Origin of the sequence: Streptomyces sp. NPDC126510 (assembly GCF_040302345.1) — a bacterium.
Classification (GTDB): Bacteria; Actinomycetota; Actinomycetes; order Streptomycetales; family Streptomycetaceae; genus Streptomyces.
This window is the reverse complement of sequence record NZ_JBEORR010000047.1, coordinates 19142-35886: the sequence shown is the minus strand read 5'-3', so window position 1 is coordinate 35886 and position 16745 is coordinate 19142. Positions and strand designations below refer to the sequence as shown.

12 protein-coding genes are annotated in these 16745 nt (G+C 61.5%); 8 read left to right on the top strand and 4 right to left on the bottom strand.

Going from position 1 to position 16745, the window contains the following annotated elements:
* Positions 1–5 precede the first annotated feature (5 nt).
* From ABTX60_RS39480 to ABTX60_RS39465, 4 genes are read left to right on the top strand one after another with little or no spacing between them, the layout of a single operon-like run.
* The gene (locus tag ABTX60_RS39480; protein ID WP_003944254.1) at positions 6–2522 is read left to right on the top strand and encodes an ATP-binding protein; all 2517 of its coding nucleotides are present in this window, start codon (positions 6–8) and stop codon (positions 2520–2522) included.
* Positions 2519–4867 (top strand): hypothetical protein, encoded by a 2349-nt coding sequence (locus tag ABTX60_RS39475; protein WP_003944264.1) that lies wholly within the window; start codon positions 2519–2521, stop codon positions 4865–4867. Before ABTX60_RS39480 ends, ABTX60_RS39475 begins: the two co-directional genes overlap by 4 nt.
* Positions 4867–6582: a peptidoglycan DD-metalloendopeptidase family protein gene (locus tag ABTX60_RS39470; RefSeq protein WP_003944272.1), complete on the top strand. Its 1716-nt coding sequence runs from the start codon at positions 4867–4869 to the stop codon at positions 6580–6582. The genes ABTX60_RS39475 and ABTX60_RS39470 overlap by 1 nt, the downstream gene beginning before the upstream one ends.
* Positions 6583–6594: 12 nt before the next feature.
* Positions 6595–7275, top strand: coding sequence for a hypothetical protein (locus tag ABTX60_RS39465; RefSeq protein WP_003944203.1), 681 nt, complete (start codon positions 6595–6597; stop codon positions 7273–7275).
* A gap of 242 nt (positions 7276–7517) precedes the next feature.
* Here ABTX60_RS39465 and ABTX60_RS39460 read toward each other — a convergent pair whose 3' ends face one another.
* On the bottom strand, positions 7518–7961 hold the full coding sequence (locus ABTX60_RS39460) for a hypothetical protein (RefSeq protein WP_003944270.1): 444 nt from the start codon (positions 7959–7961) through the stop codon (positions 7518–7520).
* Between the two features lie 72 nt (positions 7962–8033).
* Positions 8034–8264: a P-loop NTPase family protein gene (locus ABTX60_RS39455; protein WP_350834946.1), complete on the bottom strand. Its 231-nt coding sequence runs from the start codon at positions 8262–8264 to the stop codon at positions 8034–8036.
* Between the two features lie 1066 nt (positions 8265–9330).
* On the opposite strand from ABTX60_RS39455, the gene ABTX60_RS39450 reads away from it, so the two are divergent.
* The 3 genes from ABTX60_RS39450 (at position 9331) to ABTX60_RS39440 (ending at position 14683) form a co-directional block, all read left to right on the top strand.
* A complete protein-coding gene (locus tag ABTX60_RS39450; RefSeq protein ID WP_003944223.1) occupies positions 9331–11568 on the top strand; it encodes an FtsK/SpoIIIE domain-containing protein in 2238 nt (745 codons plus the stop codon).
* 462 nt (positions 11569–12030) lie between these two features.
* The gene (locus tag ABTX60_RS39445) at positions 12031–12888 is read left to right on the top strand and encodes a hypothetical protein (protein WP_003944282.1); all 858 of its coding nucleotides are present in this window, start codon (positions 12031–12033) and stop codon (positions 12886–12888) included.
* A 139-nt stretch (positions 12889–13027) separates the two neighbouring features.
* Positions 13028–14683, top strand: coding sequence for a hypothetical protein (locus ABTX60_RS39440; RefSeq protein ID WP_003944271.1), 1656 nt, complete (start codon positions 13028–13030; stop codon positions 14681–14683).
* An 87-nt stretch (positions 14684–14770) separates the two neighbouring features.
* Here the strand turns inward: ABTX60_RS39440 and ABTX60_RS39435 are convergent, their stop codons facing one another.
* Entirely contained in the window at positions 14771–15565 is a 795-nt protein-coding gene (locus ABTX60_RS39435) for a type IV toxin-antitoxin system AbiEi family antitoxin domain-containing protein (RefSeq protein ID WP_003944244.1), read from the bottom strand.
* Between the two features lie 243 nt (positions 15566–15808).
* Here ABTX60_RS39435 and ABTX60_RS39430 point away from each other — a divergent pair, with 243 nt between their 5' ends.
* Positions 15809–16177 carry a hypothetical protein gene (locus ABTX60_RS39430; protein WP_003944204.1) on the top strand — a complete coding sequence of 123 codons (369 nt, stop codon included), beginning with the start codon at positions 15809–15811 and terminating at the stop codon, positions 16175–16177.
* A gap of 66 nt (positions 16178–16243) precedes the next feature.
* Here the strand turns inward: ABTX60_RS39430 and ABTX60_RS39425 are convergent, their stop codons facing one another.
* On the bottom strand, positions 16244–16708 hold the full coding sequence (locus ABTX60_RS39425) for a helix-turn-helix domain-containing protein (RefSeq protein ID WP_003944268.1): 465 nt from the start codon (positions 16706–16708) through the stop codon (positions 16244–16246).
* Positions 16709–16745: the final 37 nt, after the last annotated feature.

Below are 16745 nucleotides of genomic sequence, written 5' to 3'. Positions count from 1 at the left end.
CCGCAATGGAACAGCCAACTCTGTCGATGGCAGCAAATATCCGGTGGACGAAATCCGGTGTCGTGTGGGCCGACTACGTACTGAGCGGGATGGACTACGGCTACCGACCCAACGTCGACAAGCGCACCGCCCGGACTCTGCACACGATGCTGGTGCGCGCGCTGCCCGGCGAGTCGATGTTGATGGGCATCGCGTCGTCGCTGAGTGCGGAAGCGGTCGTGGCGAGGATGACCGAGGGCGTTGATCTCGATGTCCACACAGACTGGGCGATCGAATGCGAGGCGACCCTCGACTCCATCGAGCTCTATCGCCCCGGCCAACGAGTGTTCTATCTGAGCATCCCTTTGACAACGACAGGACTCGCCGGACAAGCAAAAGCCGCCACGCACGCGGCATGGTCGTCGCTGTCGGACTTCATCGGACTCCCTCGAACTTCCGTCCCCGAAGACGAGGTACGGGCGCGAATTCGTCAGGCGGATCTCATCATCGCCGACATCCCCGCAGTCTTCGGGGCTCGGCCGGCAACGCCAGCGCAGATGGTTTGGCTCTGGCAGCACTCCATGAGCCGCGGCCTCCATGTCGATCGAGACATGCCTGGCGCCGCGTCCACGCCTTCCCCGAAATCGGGAGCGGCTCTTGCCCCAGCACGACTCGACGAAGGCGCGCAATCAGATCGTGATGAGCCCACGACTTGGTGGCGTCCGAAGGTCCCCACATTCAGTCGAGTTCTCAAGATCGATCAGCCCTACGACATCGATGATCGACCCGCGTCGTACCAAGTAATTCTCGCGCTAGCGGACATGCCCTCCGGTGGTGTCCTCTTTCCCGGCTCGGAATTCTTTTCCCTGGCCGACGACTTCGGAGACATCGACGTCGATTTCGTTGCTCGACTCAAGGTGACAGCAGGCGCTGACGTGATGCGCGCGAACAAGCGTGCGCTGGAAAACCTCAAAGAACAGTACGAGCAGCGGGAAGGCGAGCTGGCAGGTGGACAGGGCGCCCTTGATATCGCAGCCTCTGCACTGACCGAGTACAGCTCGCTTCTCGAAACCAACCGTGACGAGGTCGAAGTCGCCTGGACAGCGCTTTTCGCCGTAGGCGCGTCGACCGAAGAGCAGGCCCTCGCTGATGCCCAAACAGTGAAGAAGTCCTTTGAACATCAGGACTACAAGCTGGTCGCGCCGCTCGGTTTTCAAGAGGACCTGTGGTGGGCAATGATTCCCGGCGTTCCGACGTCGAAGATCGTGCGCGAATTCGGGCACATCACCACCTCGACACATTTCGCGGCCTACATGCCGTTCACTCGCAACGATCTGGGCGACAGTTCCGGACCCCTGCTGGCACTCAACATCACGGCAGCCCGGATCGGTGCGGTTTTCAACGACATACTCGGTAAGTCCCTCCGGGACCAGTCCTCTTCGTGGGCTGTCACCGGGGAGCTCGGATCCGGAAAGTCCGTCACCATGAAGGTGATCGCCGGTCACGTCGTCGACTGCGGCGGCCAGGTCATCGGCATCGATCAAAGTGACCTCGGCGAATACGCCAACTGGGCTCGGGCGGTCACTGATGCGGTCATCGTCGATCTGGTCGAACCCGATTACAGCACCGACCCACTGCGGATCTTCCCGCCCAACATCGCGGCGGAGATGACGCAATCGGTGATGCTGGCCTTGCTGCGAATCCAGCCGACATCAACACACGGCAAGGCGCTGGCCAAGGTGCTCGAACCGTCCTATCGCACCAGTCACCCCTACGCAGGGCTGGGCGAGCTCACCGAGCACCTCCTCTCCGACGACTGCCTGATCGCCGGCGCCCACGACCTCGGCGAAGAGATGAACGTCTACGCCCGATTGAGCTATGCCGCAGCGCTCTTCGCGAAGGATCTGCCGGCGTTGCCGATCACCGCACCCGCGATCATCTTCCGAACCCACCGCGTCGAGCTCCCCACCCAGCTGCAGACAGAGAAGCAGCACCTGTACGACAATCTGCCGCTCGAGAAACGATTCGGTCACGCCGTCTACACACTCATCGCGAAGATCGCCCGCGGGCAGTGCTTCGCCGACTCCGATCAGATGGCGCTATTCCTCGTCGACGAAGCCCATCACCTTCTCAATGCCGACGACGGTATCGACATCATCGAAGATTTCGTTCTTCAAGGCCGAAAGTCCTCTGCAGCAGTGGGATTAGGTGATCAGGACTGCGCCTTCGGAACACCGAAACTTCGTGGCCTCATCAAAACCCGATTTGTTCATCGCCACACTGACGAAGGCCTCGCCAAGCGCGCGATCGAGTGGCTGGGCCTGGACCCAGAGAACCGAGACCTGGTCAAAGAGCTCACGGAGCAGACAGCGCCGGTCACAGGCCAGGACGGCTACGTCGAGCCGCATCGCCGAGGCGAGGGCTACATGCGCGACGGCGGGGGAAACGTCGGCCGCATCAAGACACTTCTCCCCGCCACCGAATCGCGCCGTGAAGCCGCACTGACCACCCCGAAAGACAACAAGAAGCTGGTGAAGGCATGACCTCGACCGCGGCGCACCCCCTCGACCAGGACGTTGTCGAGGGCCGTCCCGAAGCCCGCGAGTACTTCAGCGTCCGCGCCGCGGTCACACACTCACTGCGCTGGCTCCTGCACTTCGCCGGCAGGCTCGCCAAAGCCTGGATTCCCGAATCCTGGTTGGTCGTCATCATGTACGCGAGCAAACCGATCTCTCGCTGGCTGTGGTCACGCTGGTGGAGCCGCCTGCTCATTCGGGCGGCCGCCGGATGGCACGCCCTTGGTGCGCTATTGCTGATTTTCGCAACGCCCGCGGCCGCAGACCCCAGCGGAGGAGGAGGTGCATCACCGTTCTTCGCGTGGATGGCACTCAAGGACACGCACGGAATCGACGCCTGGAGCTACTTCCTCTCGATCGACAAGGGCAACGCCTCGATGGGCGGCGGCTGGAGAATGATCTGGGCCTACATCATCACCCTCGAATACGAGATCTTCCGATTCCTGATGGCGACCGCGATCTGGTTCATCACCTACGCGTTGTCCTTCGACTGGATCGAAATGATTCTCACGCCGATCCGCACCATCGCAGACTCCGTCACTTCGATCACCGACCAATTCGCGCTCACCCCACTGATGTTGACGATCGCCGGATTCAGCGTGGCCGTGTGGTTCGTACGCGGCCGCTTCTCCACCGGCATCTACGAACTGCTCATGTCGTGCGTCATCGCGGCCGCGGCCGTCGGATTCCTCGCCAACCCGCTCGACCGTGTCGTCGGGAACGACGGCCTCGTTTTCGCTGCACGCGATGCCGGACTCGAAGTCGCGTCGGGACTGGCCAACGGTGGGAACACCAGCGGCAACGCCGATCAACAGATCGACACCATCAAATCGACCCTCGTAGATACCTTCCTGCGTCAACCCACCCAACTGATCAACTTCGGTGTCGTCCTCGATGCGCCGGACAACAACGGCAAGTGCGTCAAAGAATTCGACGAGGCGTACGCCGCAACCCCGGACGGGCCCGGGGTCATGGACAAGGTGCAAGAGAAGGTCGGTGACATTCTTCCCGGCGCGGGGGCAGCCCTGGACCTGATCAACCCGGACGACAAGCCCGAAGACCGCATCAAAGACGCGATCGCGGCATGCGACGGCGATGACGGTCCGATGAAGCAATACGCCGACAACCCTGGCCCGGGTCAAGCTATGGGCCTGCTCTTCTTGATCTTCGCCGGCACCCTGCTGATGGCCTTCGCGATCTACCTGGCGGGCAGGCTGGTACTCGCGGCCGGGGTGTCGATCGGCAACGCCATCAAATCCATCCCTGGCATCGTCGTCGCCATCGCGCCGTCGATGCGTGGACAGTTTTGGCGCACAATCGCCAACGTCGCGATGGCGCTGCTGCAGATGATGTTTTCCATCGTCTTCCTGGTCGGATACGTGCTCGTCGTCCAAGACCTTTTCGCTTCAGACGAATCGAACCTCATCCGCACCGTCTTCTTCGTCGACATCTTCCTGATCATCGCGCTCCTCCTCTTCCGCCGCGCGATCAAGGGTCTGCAACGGATGTCGGACAGCCTGGCGTCGATTTTGGCGAAGCGCCCCGATGCCGCACCCACATCCATCACCAGATCTACCCCGACGTCGGGCCGCGATATCGCGTTGATGGCTGCACAGGGCCGACAGATCTACCGTGGCGGCAAGGCCACGGTCCAGGGTGCAGGCAAGATCGCGAAGAAGGCGACTACTTCAACCAAAGCCGTTGGCTCAGTAGCTGGCACAGCGACATCGACTGCGGTAACGGGAGGCGTCGCTGCCGCAGTCTGGGCGGGCACGAAAGCAGTCTCTGGAGCGAAGAAGGCCAAGAAGTCGATCGACAATCTCTCCGACCCGGCCACGATGGCCCGTTCACAGTCCTCGGGCTCACGGTCCTCTACGAGCTCACCGAGCCGTGGAACCGGTACGGATAGCGCGGCGGCCGCGGTACGCAGTCGACTTTCGAAGGCGGCTGTTGCAGACAAACCGGGCATCAAGAAGGCGATCGCCACAGCACCGTCGGGGCTTGCTCCGGAGCGCGGACAAGTTCGCAGTTCAGCATCGAAGACCGTTGCACCAGACGGTCGGGCTTTCCGCGAATTCACCACCGATTCCGGCGCACCGCTGTTGTTGCCTACTACTCCTACCCGCGCTCCGAAGGCACCGAAGCCAACCGCCGCGCCTGCACGTCCGCCAGCTGCTCCAGTTGTTCCCGCCGTCAACATTCCCACCGGTTCCGGCTCGAGAACCGCAGGACTGATTGCGGCGGCAGCTCAAGCAGGAGCAGGTAACGCGAGGACCCCGCAGCCGAGCTCGCTGACCCGGCGGCCGCGCTGATGACGCTCCTGGCGGCACCACCGTCCCCTGATTCGGAAAGTTCGTCGAAGAAGTGGTGGTGGATCCTCATCTCCGTGCCGATCGTGTGCATGGTCGTGTTGATGGCGCCGGTTCTCGTCATCTTGTCCCTCACCGGTGAGGACACCACCTGCGGACAGCCGACCGGTACCGACATTCGTGCAGACGGATCCTTGGTAGGTCTGAAACCTGGATCGCTGGCAGTTCCGATGGCCGAAGGTACGTACACGATCAGCTCGCCGTTCGGCATGCGAGAAGGCGGAATGCATGACGGACAGGATTACGCCGCCCCATTGGATACCCCCTTCTACGCCGCAGGCGACGGCGAAGTCGTCGTCGCCGGACCGGCCTCGGGCTACGGACACTGGATCCGCATCCGGCACACCATCGATGGGCAGACCGTCGAATCTCTCTACGGACACATGACCGCAGCAGGAGTGCTCGTCAAAGCCGGCGACAAGGTCACCGCAGGCCAACTCATCGGCAAAGTCGGCAGCGAAGGACAGTCCAGCGGCCCGCACCTGCACTTCGGTATCTACCCAGGACAATGGTCGATGGGCGGTGGAGTGGACCCGGTTCCCTGGCTCAAGCAACGAGGAACCGCCTCCCCGGCAGCAGCCTCCGTCCCCGCTCAGCCCGACGCAGAGTTGGTGGCGAAATCCACCCCCGCCGGCACGGGCGGTCTCAACGCCAGCCAAACAGCGCTGGCGAAACAGGCTGTCGCCATAGGTGAGTCCATGGCCGTTCCTGATCAAGGAATCGTGGTTGCCCTGGCCACCATGAGCCAGGAATCGACCTATCGAATGCTCGCCAGCTCCAACGTGCCCGAGTCGCTGCAATATCCCCACGACGGCGTCGGAAGCGATCACCTCTCGGTCAATCAATACCAACAGCAAGTCGGCATCTGGGGCACCGCGGAAGAGTTGATGAACCCCGTCACGGCGAACGTCAAATTCTTTGACGCGTTGCTCAAAGTTTCGGGCTGGCAAACCATGCCAGTCACCGTCGCCGCCCAAACCGTGCAGGGATCGGCCCACCCTGAGGCATACGCCGACGACGAAACGCTCGCTCGGCAACTAGCTTCGCAGTTCAAAGGTTCAGGCAAAGACCTGACGCCGCAGGAGCTGGCAGACATCGTCAAGGGTGGCGGCGCAACAACGATCATCGATGGCGGCGCCTGCGCGCCTGGAACCTCGAACCCCGGTGGACCCCAGTTCAAGCCCGGGGGGCCATTCGCAGAGAACGTGATCGCTGCGGCCTCCCAATGGATCGGAACAACGTACGCGTGGGGAGGCGGAGATCAGAACGGCCCAACGAAAGGCATCAGTGATGGCGGCGGGGCAGGAGATGCGAACGGCGATTCGAACAAGGTCGGCTTCGACTGCTCAGGCTTGACGTTGTACGCGGTTTACCAAGCATCCGGTGGCCAAATTTTGCTCCCTCACTTCACCGGAAGTCACTCCAATCCCGGCCAGCTGTACGACTCCCGAGGCCAAGACATTCCGTTCGACCAGAAGCGTCCAGGTGACCTGATCTACTTCGGCGCAGGCGGCGACACCCATCACGTCGGCATTTTCTATGGCACCGAAAACGGACAGGACATGTTGCTCAACGCCCCGGAATCGGGGAAAAGCGTCTCGATCATGCCGCTCTCCGGCTGGGCCGGCGAAGAGATGTACGTCAAACGATTCGGATAGGAAACCTTCACCATGATTACTCGCAAACGCTCGCTCGCTCTTGCTGCTCTCACATCTGCCGCATTGGTACTGACAGCGTGCGGAGGAAGCGACGAACCCGAAGATCATGCGGTGGAAACGAGCGCCGAAGCCGACAGCTCGTGGACGGTACCCCCACTCCCCTCGACAGACGTCCTCGCTGAAAGTAGCCAATCCGGCTCGGCGCCGACGACAGTTCCGTCGCCGCCGACCGCCCCTCCAGCCCTGACCACCACTCCGCCTCCAGCGCTCCCCGACACACTGGCCGGAGCCAACGAGAACGACGCGCAGTCGGTCATGCTCGCCGCCGCTCGCACCATGCTCTCCTACGCGCCAGGCAAGGACGTAAACCAATCCGCGGCAGCTCAACGGGCGGCGCCACTCCTCGACGAGAGGTACTACGCCGCGAACGCCGACTCATTCATTGCGCTCGCACCCATCACCGGCAAGCAATGGCAGAACTGGGCAGACGACCATGCGATCGTCATTGCCACAGCGAGTATCGCCGGCGACGAACACCCTGCTGATCAACCCGAAAAAGTTTCCCGCGTTCTAGCAGTGACGCAGACTGCCACCGGACCGGATGGAAAAGAACTGAGCAAAAACACCTTCGCCGTCTACATGAGTGCCATCAAACTCGATGTCTGGCGTGTGAGCGCCGTAGCCGTCCGATGAGCCAGGAGTGGTCGACTCATCTGCCACAGCACAAGCCTGCGCCGTGGCAGATGAGTGGCCACACGAGAAATTCGGCCCGATTCGGAGTCGAAACACCTCAACGACGCTCGTCCGGTGTTATTGCCACAGTCCCGGCGAGGTGCGCTCACGACAATCGCGGACCCAACATCCCCTTTGCAGGAACCTGGCGTTGAGCAGCAAGAACGACCGCTTGGCAACAACGCGCATCGATCGAATTCGGATCACTGACACCTCTTCATGAATCGCCAATCCTTGGTTGGCCTCCAAAAAGGTCGACGCGCTGGACCGAGAAGGTTGGCGGCTTCATTCACTGCGTCGCTCGTGTGATCGGACTCGGTCAGCAGAGCCGTCGATGTCGGACCGTTGCGCCCTCGTCCACTGGAGACCGCAGCGACTTCGGAAACTGTGGGAACTGCCCGCACTCCGCCCGGCTTCATGACAACGACGACGTTGACGACCTCGTGAATGAACTTTTCGATGTCCTCGATTCCGTCGGCACGCACACGAGTGGTCTCTGTGACTGGTAGTGCCGCGAAGTTCGCGGCCATCCGCGATAAGGCCTCGTCGGCAGTCTGCCCCTGAATCGTCGCCAGCGCCCCGCACACATTTTCGGAGACGAACCGAGTAAAGAAATGTCCATCACCAGGCTCGATGATCTCGTCCACGACCAGGTACTCGAGTTGTTGCCGACTCAGCGAGAACTCCCAATCCAGTGATTGAGCGAGCCCTGAGGGAGCTTAGGCAACGACAGCATTGCCTAAGCGGGGAACGAGTTCGTCGAGTCCTTTCCAGCCTCCGCGAGCCACGATGCCGACTCGTGCATCCTCACGGATACCTCTGGCCAAGGCGTTCAACAGGGCATTGCGCCCGCTGCCGATCGGTCCGGCGATGACGACAACTCGGCCCACGGCAACGCAATGCTCTAGAAATGCTGCGGTGCCGTCGCCGAGTACTCCGTCGTCGATCATTCGAGACAGGGTCCACGAGGACAGACTTGGGACTGAGACTTCGATCTGCTTCACTGCAGCGAGCGCCGATGCATAAGTCCCGCCGTGCAGTAGCTGGTGTTCTCGGGCAGCTTTCTTACGAGCCGAATTCGAGACCATGAGTGTGCTCCGATCACTGGGCGCGTTGACGGGTGCCCCGCATGTACCCATCAAGGGGTCAGTGTCGAAAAGCATCCGCGGATCCGGAGGACCTTCCCCAACTTTGTGCCGAAACGACGATGCGGGCGCCTGCTCGAACATGGGTGGGAGTCACGCGAAACGACTCGACACCGAACATATCGCAGACGCCGGACAGGGACAGGCTCGCGACGTTGATTCCCTCATGGGAGGGGCGTGGGTGGCGATCGGGAGAAGACACTTTTGCGGTTGTCTGCCTGGGTGCGACGAGGAGACAAGGGCCGGTTCGGGCCCTCGTTTCCAAGGCCGTAACCAGCTGAACAGCGCGAATTTGATCTAGTTGCCGGGGAGGGAATTTATCCCCTACGCGGAGGGTCGCTCCGATCCATGCTCACTTCGTTGCGCTGTTCGGAGCGTAACCCACGTGTCAAGGGGTGACGGTGTTATTTCGCGATTGGAGTGAGCGCCAGTTGTTGTGCGGGCTCCGCGAAGGGAAGTTGCAGTGGGAGGGCGATGGGATGGCTCCCATGAACCTGTCACTCAGTAATGCATCGGATACAAGGCACTGCCGGATGCGTCGGTAGAAGGTCTGGCATGAGTGAAAGTCCAGAGACATTTTTCTCTGAAGATTTTTCGCCGCGATGTCACTCAGGTCCGGTCGGCGGGATCTTCCTATGAGTAGAAGGACCATCCGAGGCAGCTGCGCGAGCGCGCGGTTGACCGACCACAGGAGGAGCGCCATGCAGATGCAGACCGGAATCGATCGCCGCCAGGTGATCGGGGGTCGGCGATGACGAGTCCCGCGCAGGAAAAGGCCCCCGCCCGATTCGCTCGTTCCCCACGCATTAGTTCGCTGCCGGCACGGTCGCATAACTGGGTTCGCGACAGCTTCTGCCTCGGAAGCGCAGCAGTGGGTGTCGGCGCCGCAGCCCCGCTGTTCGGGTATGCCGCCTTGTCCATTCCGGCGGCCGCAGGTCTGTCGATAGGCGCGGTCTACACCGGAGTTGTGGGGAAGAGAAAACAACTCCGAGATGTCGACGTCGACGAAGTTGTCGAACGGCTCTGCCCTGTCATGGGACTCCCTGAAGCGACGCGGGCGGTGTTGTCGGTATCGAAGTGGAGCGGAGGGACACCGGGCGTGCCGGGAAAACTCACTGTCTATTACCAGTCGGCGCAACCGCTCAACGACGACACATGGGTCGACGACATCTGCGAGGTTTTCGAAGACCAAGGGTGGGGATTCTTCGCCCTCGCAGAACACGACCGCAACCGTCGGCGATTGATCTTCACACCCGCGGCGGAACCGGAACGAGAGCCCTCCGACAGTGAAGCGGTGGCGCGTGCAAAACGCTACGTCGGGCAACTGCTGGGACCGACCGCAACGGTCACCGCGATCGATGTCGATGCCAAGACAGGTGAAGTCACCTCCATGAAGGTGCGGCACGAAATCGGATCGAAGCTCGTCTCGGACGGCTATCGAACTCGTGTCGAACGCGCGATCAATGCGATGTTCCCCGGACGCTGGCGAGCAAAGTGGAACCATCACACGGACGAGGTCACGTTCGAGCAACGCACCGCGTTCCCCGACAGCATTTGGTTGCCCGCCCCGGACATCGACCCGGAAGTCGATTTGTTGGCCAACTACGACTCCGTCGAGATCCCATACGGTGTCGACGAAGATGGCAACGAAGTGGTGTGGCGCCCCGCGATCGATCCGAATCTGATGCTGGTCGGACCTCCCGGTAGCGGCAAGACAGTGACGGCACACAACCTGTTGGTCAACTTCTCGCGCCGCGGATGGCCGATCTGGGTGCTCGATGGAAAATACGTCGAATTCCTCGGCTTCCAGGACTGGCCCAATGTTCAAGTGGTCGCCACGTCCATCGAACAGCAAGTTGCGATGGTGCACCGGGCACGCGACTTGATGGAGTTCCGCTACGACAAGATCAAAATGGGCGAGGCAACGGAAACGGACTTCGAACCGGTCCTGGTGTTCCTCGACGAGTGGGCGGAATTCCGCGGCAATGTCGAAGATTGGTACTTCTCGGTCAAACCAAAAGGCGGACCGAGGGAACCACCGGTACTCAACATGCTGGCATCGATGGCGCGCAAGGCTCGTACGTCGCGAGTGCATCTGGTCTTCGGCACACAGCGCCCCGATGCGATCTATTTCAAGGGCGATATGCGTGACAACTTCGCGATGCGCATCTCCATGGGGCGGCTCTCACCTCAAGCTGCCGTCATGATGTGGCAGTCGCCGTCGATCGGCACGAGCGTTCCGCGCAAGTGCCGAGGACGCGGTACCACTGTCACGGACACCTATCAGGCGCTCGAAATTCAGTGCTACCGCGTGCCGGACCCGCGGAAGACGCGAGACGGCACTCCCGACGCTGAACTCCTCGACAGACTTCGGCCAGCGGTGACCAGACACCCGCGGTTGCTCATCGTGCCGCCGGAATCTCTGGCAGACATCGACGACTCCGACGAAACGTCAGAACCCGCACCCCTGACCTATTTCGACTACGTCGCCGCTGACTGGGTCCTTGCCAGTGACAGGCCTGACCTCGACCCGGTACTCACACGAGCACGGATGAATGGCGAGACCGATCCCCGGCTCGCATCGCCGACCGCATTGTTGGGTCTGTTGGGGGCGTCCGAAACTCCGAAGAAGCGACAAGCGATGGCGGACTTCGTCGACCTCGACACCTACCGCCGGCCGGCGTTCGCGACAAACGATGCCGCCGATGCGGCGGCGTTTCTCGACAAACTCTCCGATCCCGAATCCCGACCAGAACCGTCGAACGTCGAACAGGCCCGAACCAGACTCACCGTCGTCAAGGCAGCAGTCGACGATACGGCTCCACGCGAGGAACCGGACTATGCATTCGGCAGCGGAAACGAACACGAGGACCAATACGGACCGGTCCAGGATGTTCGCGCCTCTGACGTGGCACTGGGAGATCTGATGTTGATGGAGGACACCGACGAGTGGGTCGTTGTCGACACCGAACCCGAGCCCGACATCATCGAAGACTCGTTGCTCTCGTTGACCTGGCGCAGCGACACCGACGAGATGGGCGATCTTGCGATTCCGGACAGTTCGTACGTCTCGATTCGCAAGCCTGTTCAGGTACCTGAGCTGGCGTGACCTCTGTCGAGCTCGGCCGGCACCCACTGCCGTGCAGCCGAACGGCTGGCATTGATGCGGGCGCGGGCTTGGCTCTGCCCTGCCCTGCGATGCGGTGCGGTGCGGTTGCGTTGTTAAGCGGTGACCGCACCACCTCGACTTGGTCTTGGTATTCGACAAGTACTAACTGCGCTCGGAATTCCCGCGTTCTCGCTTACCGGAAGCCGTAAGACAACGTGTAAACAGCCTGTGCGCAATCGAGCCGCACCCAGGTGGGACGACGAAATTGGGATGTAGGGGCGGTCGCGACGGCCGTGCGGCTTTCTCGGTGTCGTCGTTATCGCGGAAAGTGTCTGTGACTGCCAACGGCGTCCGTGCACGCGGAGCCCTCTGTCGTCTGCTCCAGCATGCATGTCACATGCGGCCGATAGTGTCGAATCGTCGCGCCAACTCAGGCACGACGCGATCACGACGGAGCACAACGTGAGCATCTCCTTTCGCGCTATGCGCGCATTGCGCTGGTTGGCCGACAACGATCCAGCCGTTGCCCTTCCAGTACAGGTCTGCCCATATGACGATGCCCGCTTCGTGTACGACGAACTCGAAAATCTTGAATTGGTCGAAGACACCTACACCCTCGACGGCAGCTACGATTTTCATCTCACCACTGTCGGTAAGATGCGGGCCCGCAACACTGTTGAGTCGTACCGCGAGGAATTCGCACGCCGCCAGGTCCTGTCCTCGATCGCGCGCACCGGACACTTCACTGGCATCGTCGGCGGGCCGGACGGTGAAGACTTCACCGGCGCTCTCACTCATCAGGAAGTCGGATTGGCTCTCGATGACCTTGCGGACCGCAGGCTGATCACGGGACAGCGCAACGCCAATAACGAATTCACCTATGCCGAACTCACCCCGAAAGGCCACCGAGCCTTACGCAGTTCCTTCCCGATCGAGGATGCTGCGATGCCGGTGCCCGTCTCGAACCACGTCACGAACTACTCGGCCGAGAACTACGGAACCATCAGCAGCCAAGTCGTCGGCGGGCAAAACCACACCGTCACCGTCAACAACACCGAAGGCGTCACCATCGAGGAAGCCGTGGAGCTAGTGCGCACGCTTCGCAGCGACATCGCCTCCGCCCCAGCACATCCGAACATCGACCCCAGCGATGTCGAGGACGTTCTCGATGACCTCGATACCGTGATGTCGAAAGGCCTCAAACGCGGCTTGGAATGGTTCCGCACTGCGTGGGCCCCGGTCGCGGCCAACATCGCAACCGTCTACGGGCAAGAACTGGCCGACCGGACCTTCGCTATTGGTTCAGCACTCGTGACCTAACCGCTGCCACACACAGAACTAACCTCGAACATATGTTCTATGCTGAGAACGAAAAAGCGGGGAATAGTCCCGAAGGACTATTCCCCTGCTCAAGATTGCAGCGTTTCGCTTGTCTCGAAGTTTACGTGAAGATATTCCGGTGAGCAAACCTCTCGATCCAGTCACCGTGCATATCATCGCCGCATCGCAGGGTGCGGACGCTGATCCGTATTCCGCGCACATCTTCGTGCGGTTGTTGGACTTCTTTTCCGACACCTCGCCTTGGCAGCGCCGACTCTGGGATACCGGAACGGTTCTGGCATTGCGCGAACTCGACGAAGCGTCTCGTTGGCGCGAGCGGAACGTGCTTTCGACGAGCGCGGTTTCCTGGCTGGCAGACGATATCGAACGTCTCGCCGGCCGCGATCGGGGCGTCGGCGAGAAGGAACTGCGCACGCAGTTGCGAGCCACTCTCCGATCCGGAGTTCCGCACGGAAGCCGCCATCACCGAACACTGGCTCAGCTGACGGATCTGGTGCAGGACGGTTACATCGCGCGTTGGGCTGTGGCGGTGCAGGGATCCTCGCGGCCCTCGCCAGAGCGGTTAGCCCGGGCCGTTGCCTCGCATCTCCTCGACTGCGGATACAGCATGGGTTTTCTGCATCGTTGGGTCTCCGGGCATGTGTACGGCGGTCATTCCCTGGCCGAGTTGCTCGATTCTGCGGGAGCGTTGGCCCACGGCAGTGCCCACTCGTTCGAGGTAATGGTCCCATTCATCGCGCTGCCCAAGATGGAGTTGGCGCAGGATCTGCCGCAGTGGCGCACCGCTGGGCAGGTGAACGAGTGGATTCAGGACAAGACGAAGTCTCCAGGAGGCATCCTCACGTGCGGAGGCTTCCTCTACACAGTGGAGACCCGAGACACCTTCGGCGCAGCCGACGCTGTCGCCGAGACCGTCGATCGGCTGATTGCGCGTAGCGGCTACACCCGCAAACGGACCCGCGGCCACAAGATCCCGCTGCCGCTGGGCACAGTCTGGGTCAGCAGCGGCACGGACACTGAAAAGATCGAACTGCGCCGCGAACACGGGCGTGGGGCGTTCGTGCTGTCCCTACAGGCCGAGCGTCGGGTATACGACGTTGCTGAGCCGACAGCTCTCGACGACGCACTCGAACTTGCCGCATCGCTGAACTTCGGATCCCCCGGCCCTGCCATCTCCGGGGGATGGGCGGCCATCGAGGCCTTGCTGATCTCATCCGCCGACGGTGACGACACCCGAGACCGGGGCTCCGTCGCTGCCGATCGTATGGCCGCATTGGTGGCATGTTCATGGCCTCGTGGTGAATTGACCTCCTTGGCTCACCGCCATGACCCGGAAGAACCGGACCGGCTTGCGCTGGCACTTGCCTCTGCCGCCTCCAATCGGGAGAGGGCTCTATTGGTAGCGGAATCCCTCAAATCTGGTCGGTCGCTGGCATTGACACGGCCGACGGATATCGCCGCCCAGGAACGCATGAACCAGGTCGTGAAAGATCCTCGCCGCACCCTCAACGACGTCTCCAAACACATCACCACCGCGATGCGGCGCCTCTATCGACAGAGAAACCTGCTGATGCACGGCGGTTCGACTAACTCTGTTGCACTGCAAGCAACATTGCGGACGGCCGCCCCACTTGTCGGAGCGGGGCTCGACCGCATCACCCACGCCGCTCTGACCGACGGCATCGGCGCATTATCCTTGGCGTCGCGCGCAGGTCTGAATCTCAAACTCGTCGGTGGGACGGACGGGCGACACGTGGCAGACCTCCTCGAGTAACCTCCTCGCGCCACGTGCCGCAGCAATGTCGACGGTCTGACAGCGCCGCGCTATGAAGTGCTTTTGACGTCTAATAATGTTGTGACACTATAGAATTCCTTGTTTCCGTAGTGCACGAATCGCGGCAGGTAGAGCAGGATCACGCAGAATATTCAGGACACCGTGCCTGTGCGCGTCCTCGCCGGTGGTGGCGGCTTTCTCTTGCAGTGCCTCGGTCGGTATGGCCATCAGGTTCGAGGCGGCGACGTCGTCGATGAGGGCGGCGACGAACCCCGCTCCGTCGCCGAGGGGGGCGCCGTAGAGGTGCGCGAATGGGCGCAGTTCGGACTCCAGTTGTTCTCGCGAGACCTGGTCGGTGCGCAGTGCATCCCACACCACTCCCGCGAGGTGTCCACCGTCTGTGCGAGAGGAAGCGAGGTCAACGATCGTCCTTGCTGTCGTCGTGACCGGCAGGCCGTCGAGTAGGGACCAGTCCGTAGGGTCCAGCGCGGCGACGTGGAAACGGACTCCGTCGCTGCGTGTATTGCGCCGCCGCGGGACGGTGAATTCTGCAATGTCGGCATCGATGTCACCGAGTTCTCTCAAGTCGGCGGCCGTTCGATGAGAGGCGACCCCGCGGGGATCGGCACTGTTGATGCGCTCTGCTGCCGAGCGTGTCGGGTCGAGTGCAAGCCATTGGGCGCGTACGTGATCGGTGAGGTGAATCGGCGTCCCTGTCAGCCGGTACACGCCATGCCTGATGCGGGTGAGGATGAATCGGTCTGCCAGCCGCTTGAGGTGTTGCGCACTTACGCCGGACTCGGCGGCTTGGGCTGAGGTGAACATGCCCCACTGTTCTTGGGCGAGGTCTGCCAGTGCCAGGAGCCGATCATCACCTTTCATGCATCAATAATATCGCTCTAAGTGTAATTTTTGACGACCTATCATTGAGTTTTGGTGACAGTTGCTGCACGTGTGGCCGATAGTCGAACGCAAAAAACGCGGCAGGACGTATCGACGCCTCGCGTCCGTCACGTGCGACACCCAGGTTCCGAAAATAGTTTGCCCACGCGTGTCACACAGGACGCCTCCACCGGATCTTCCTACTCGTAGAAGCCCAATTCCGGCGACACGAGGAGATCGGTCATGTTCGACAGTCAGTCAGAACCCCAGCGGACCACCCCGAATACGGCGAACTCAGCAGGACTCTCTGACGCGGATCAAATGTCCCTGCTGATGGCAGCCCCACTGATCTTCGGTGTCGTCGTCGGAGCCCTTCCTTCCATGTCGGCCAGGGCCACAGCCTGGCTCCTCGAACACAACATGATCATCGCCGCATCGGAATCGCCCTTGCTGGCCCTTCCAGGCGCGGAAGGTGCTGGCCTCGATATTCGCCGGCTCATCGTCGTTGTCGCAGTCCTTGCGGTAGCGATCGCTCTGGCGATCAGCGGACTACGCCAGGCAGTGGATCGTCGACGGCAGCAGCGGCTGCGAATGGGCGATCAGGTGAAATAGCAAATGCGGCACAATATTTCGGTAAGAGTGGCGACCTTCGAAGTAATTTTCGAAGCGTGTGCGGCACTACGCCGGGGTTCCTGGCGGTCTGTTCTTCGCATTTGCATACGCACGTTCAAATCCCGCTCTTGTGGTGTTCAGCGACTGAATCAGTGCATCGATACGCGTCGGTTCGAGGGCGGCCAGACGCACTTCGGCACGCTCCAGAGCGCCGATTGCTGTGGTGCTGATACCGGTGGCTTTGCCCAGTTGAGGCTGCGTGATTCCCGCGATGTTCCGAAGGTCGGCAAGCGTCCGATCTTTCTCGGGGATGGGGATCAGGGTTTCCATGGGCACTTCCAGTGCTGCGGCGACGCGAGCGAGAGTGTCGACCTGCGGTGTTCCTCGCCCGGCTTCCCAGTTGCCGAGTGCGCTGAGGCTGACCGATGCAATCCGCGCGAGATCGCTCCGGGTGAGCTTGCGGAGCGTCCTTGCTCGGATCAACGCGGCTGGGTCGAAACCTTTGAGAATTCGTCGCGTCACGGTCGTCATGGAATCAGCATAGTTGCATACCGTCACAGCATGCGGG

Excerpts from the sequence above, each read along its gene's own strand:
- ABTX60_RS39470 (WP_003944272.1), top strand. The coding sequence starts at position 4,867 with ATGACGCTCCTGGCGGCACCACCGTCCCCTGATTCGGAAAGTTCGTCG.
- ABTX60_RS39480 (WP_003944254.1), top strand. The coding sequence starts at position 6 with ATGGAACAGCCAACTCTGTCGATGGCAGCAAATATCCGGTGGACGAAA.
- ABTX60_RS39425 (WP_003944268.1), bottom strand. The coding sequence starts at position 16,708 with ATGACGACCGTGACGCGACGAATTCTCAAAGGTTTCGACCCAGCCGCG.
- ABTX60_RS39455 (WP_350834946.1), bottom strand. The coding sequence starts at position 8,264 with ATGATCGACGACGGAGTACTCGGCGACGGCACCGCAGCATTTCTAGAG.
- ABTX60_RS39475 (WP_003944264.1), top strand. The coding sequence starts at position 2,519 with ATGACCTCGACCGCGGCGCACCCCCTCGACCAGGACGTTGTCGAGGGC.
- ABTX60_RS39435 (WP_003944244.1), bottom strand. The coding sequence starts at position 15,565 with ATGAAAGGTGATGATCGGCTCCTGGCACTGGCAGACCTCGCCCAAGAA.
- ABTX60_RS39465 (WP_003944203.1), top strand. The coding sequence starts at position 6,595 with ATGATTACTCGCAAACGCTCGCTCGCTCTTGCTGCTCTCACATCTGCC.
- ABTX60_RS39430 (WP_003944204.1), top strand. The coding sequence starts at position 15,809 with ATGTTCGACAGTCAGTCAGAACCCCAGCGGACCACCCCGAATACGGCG.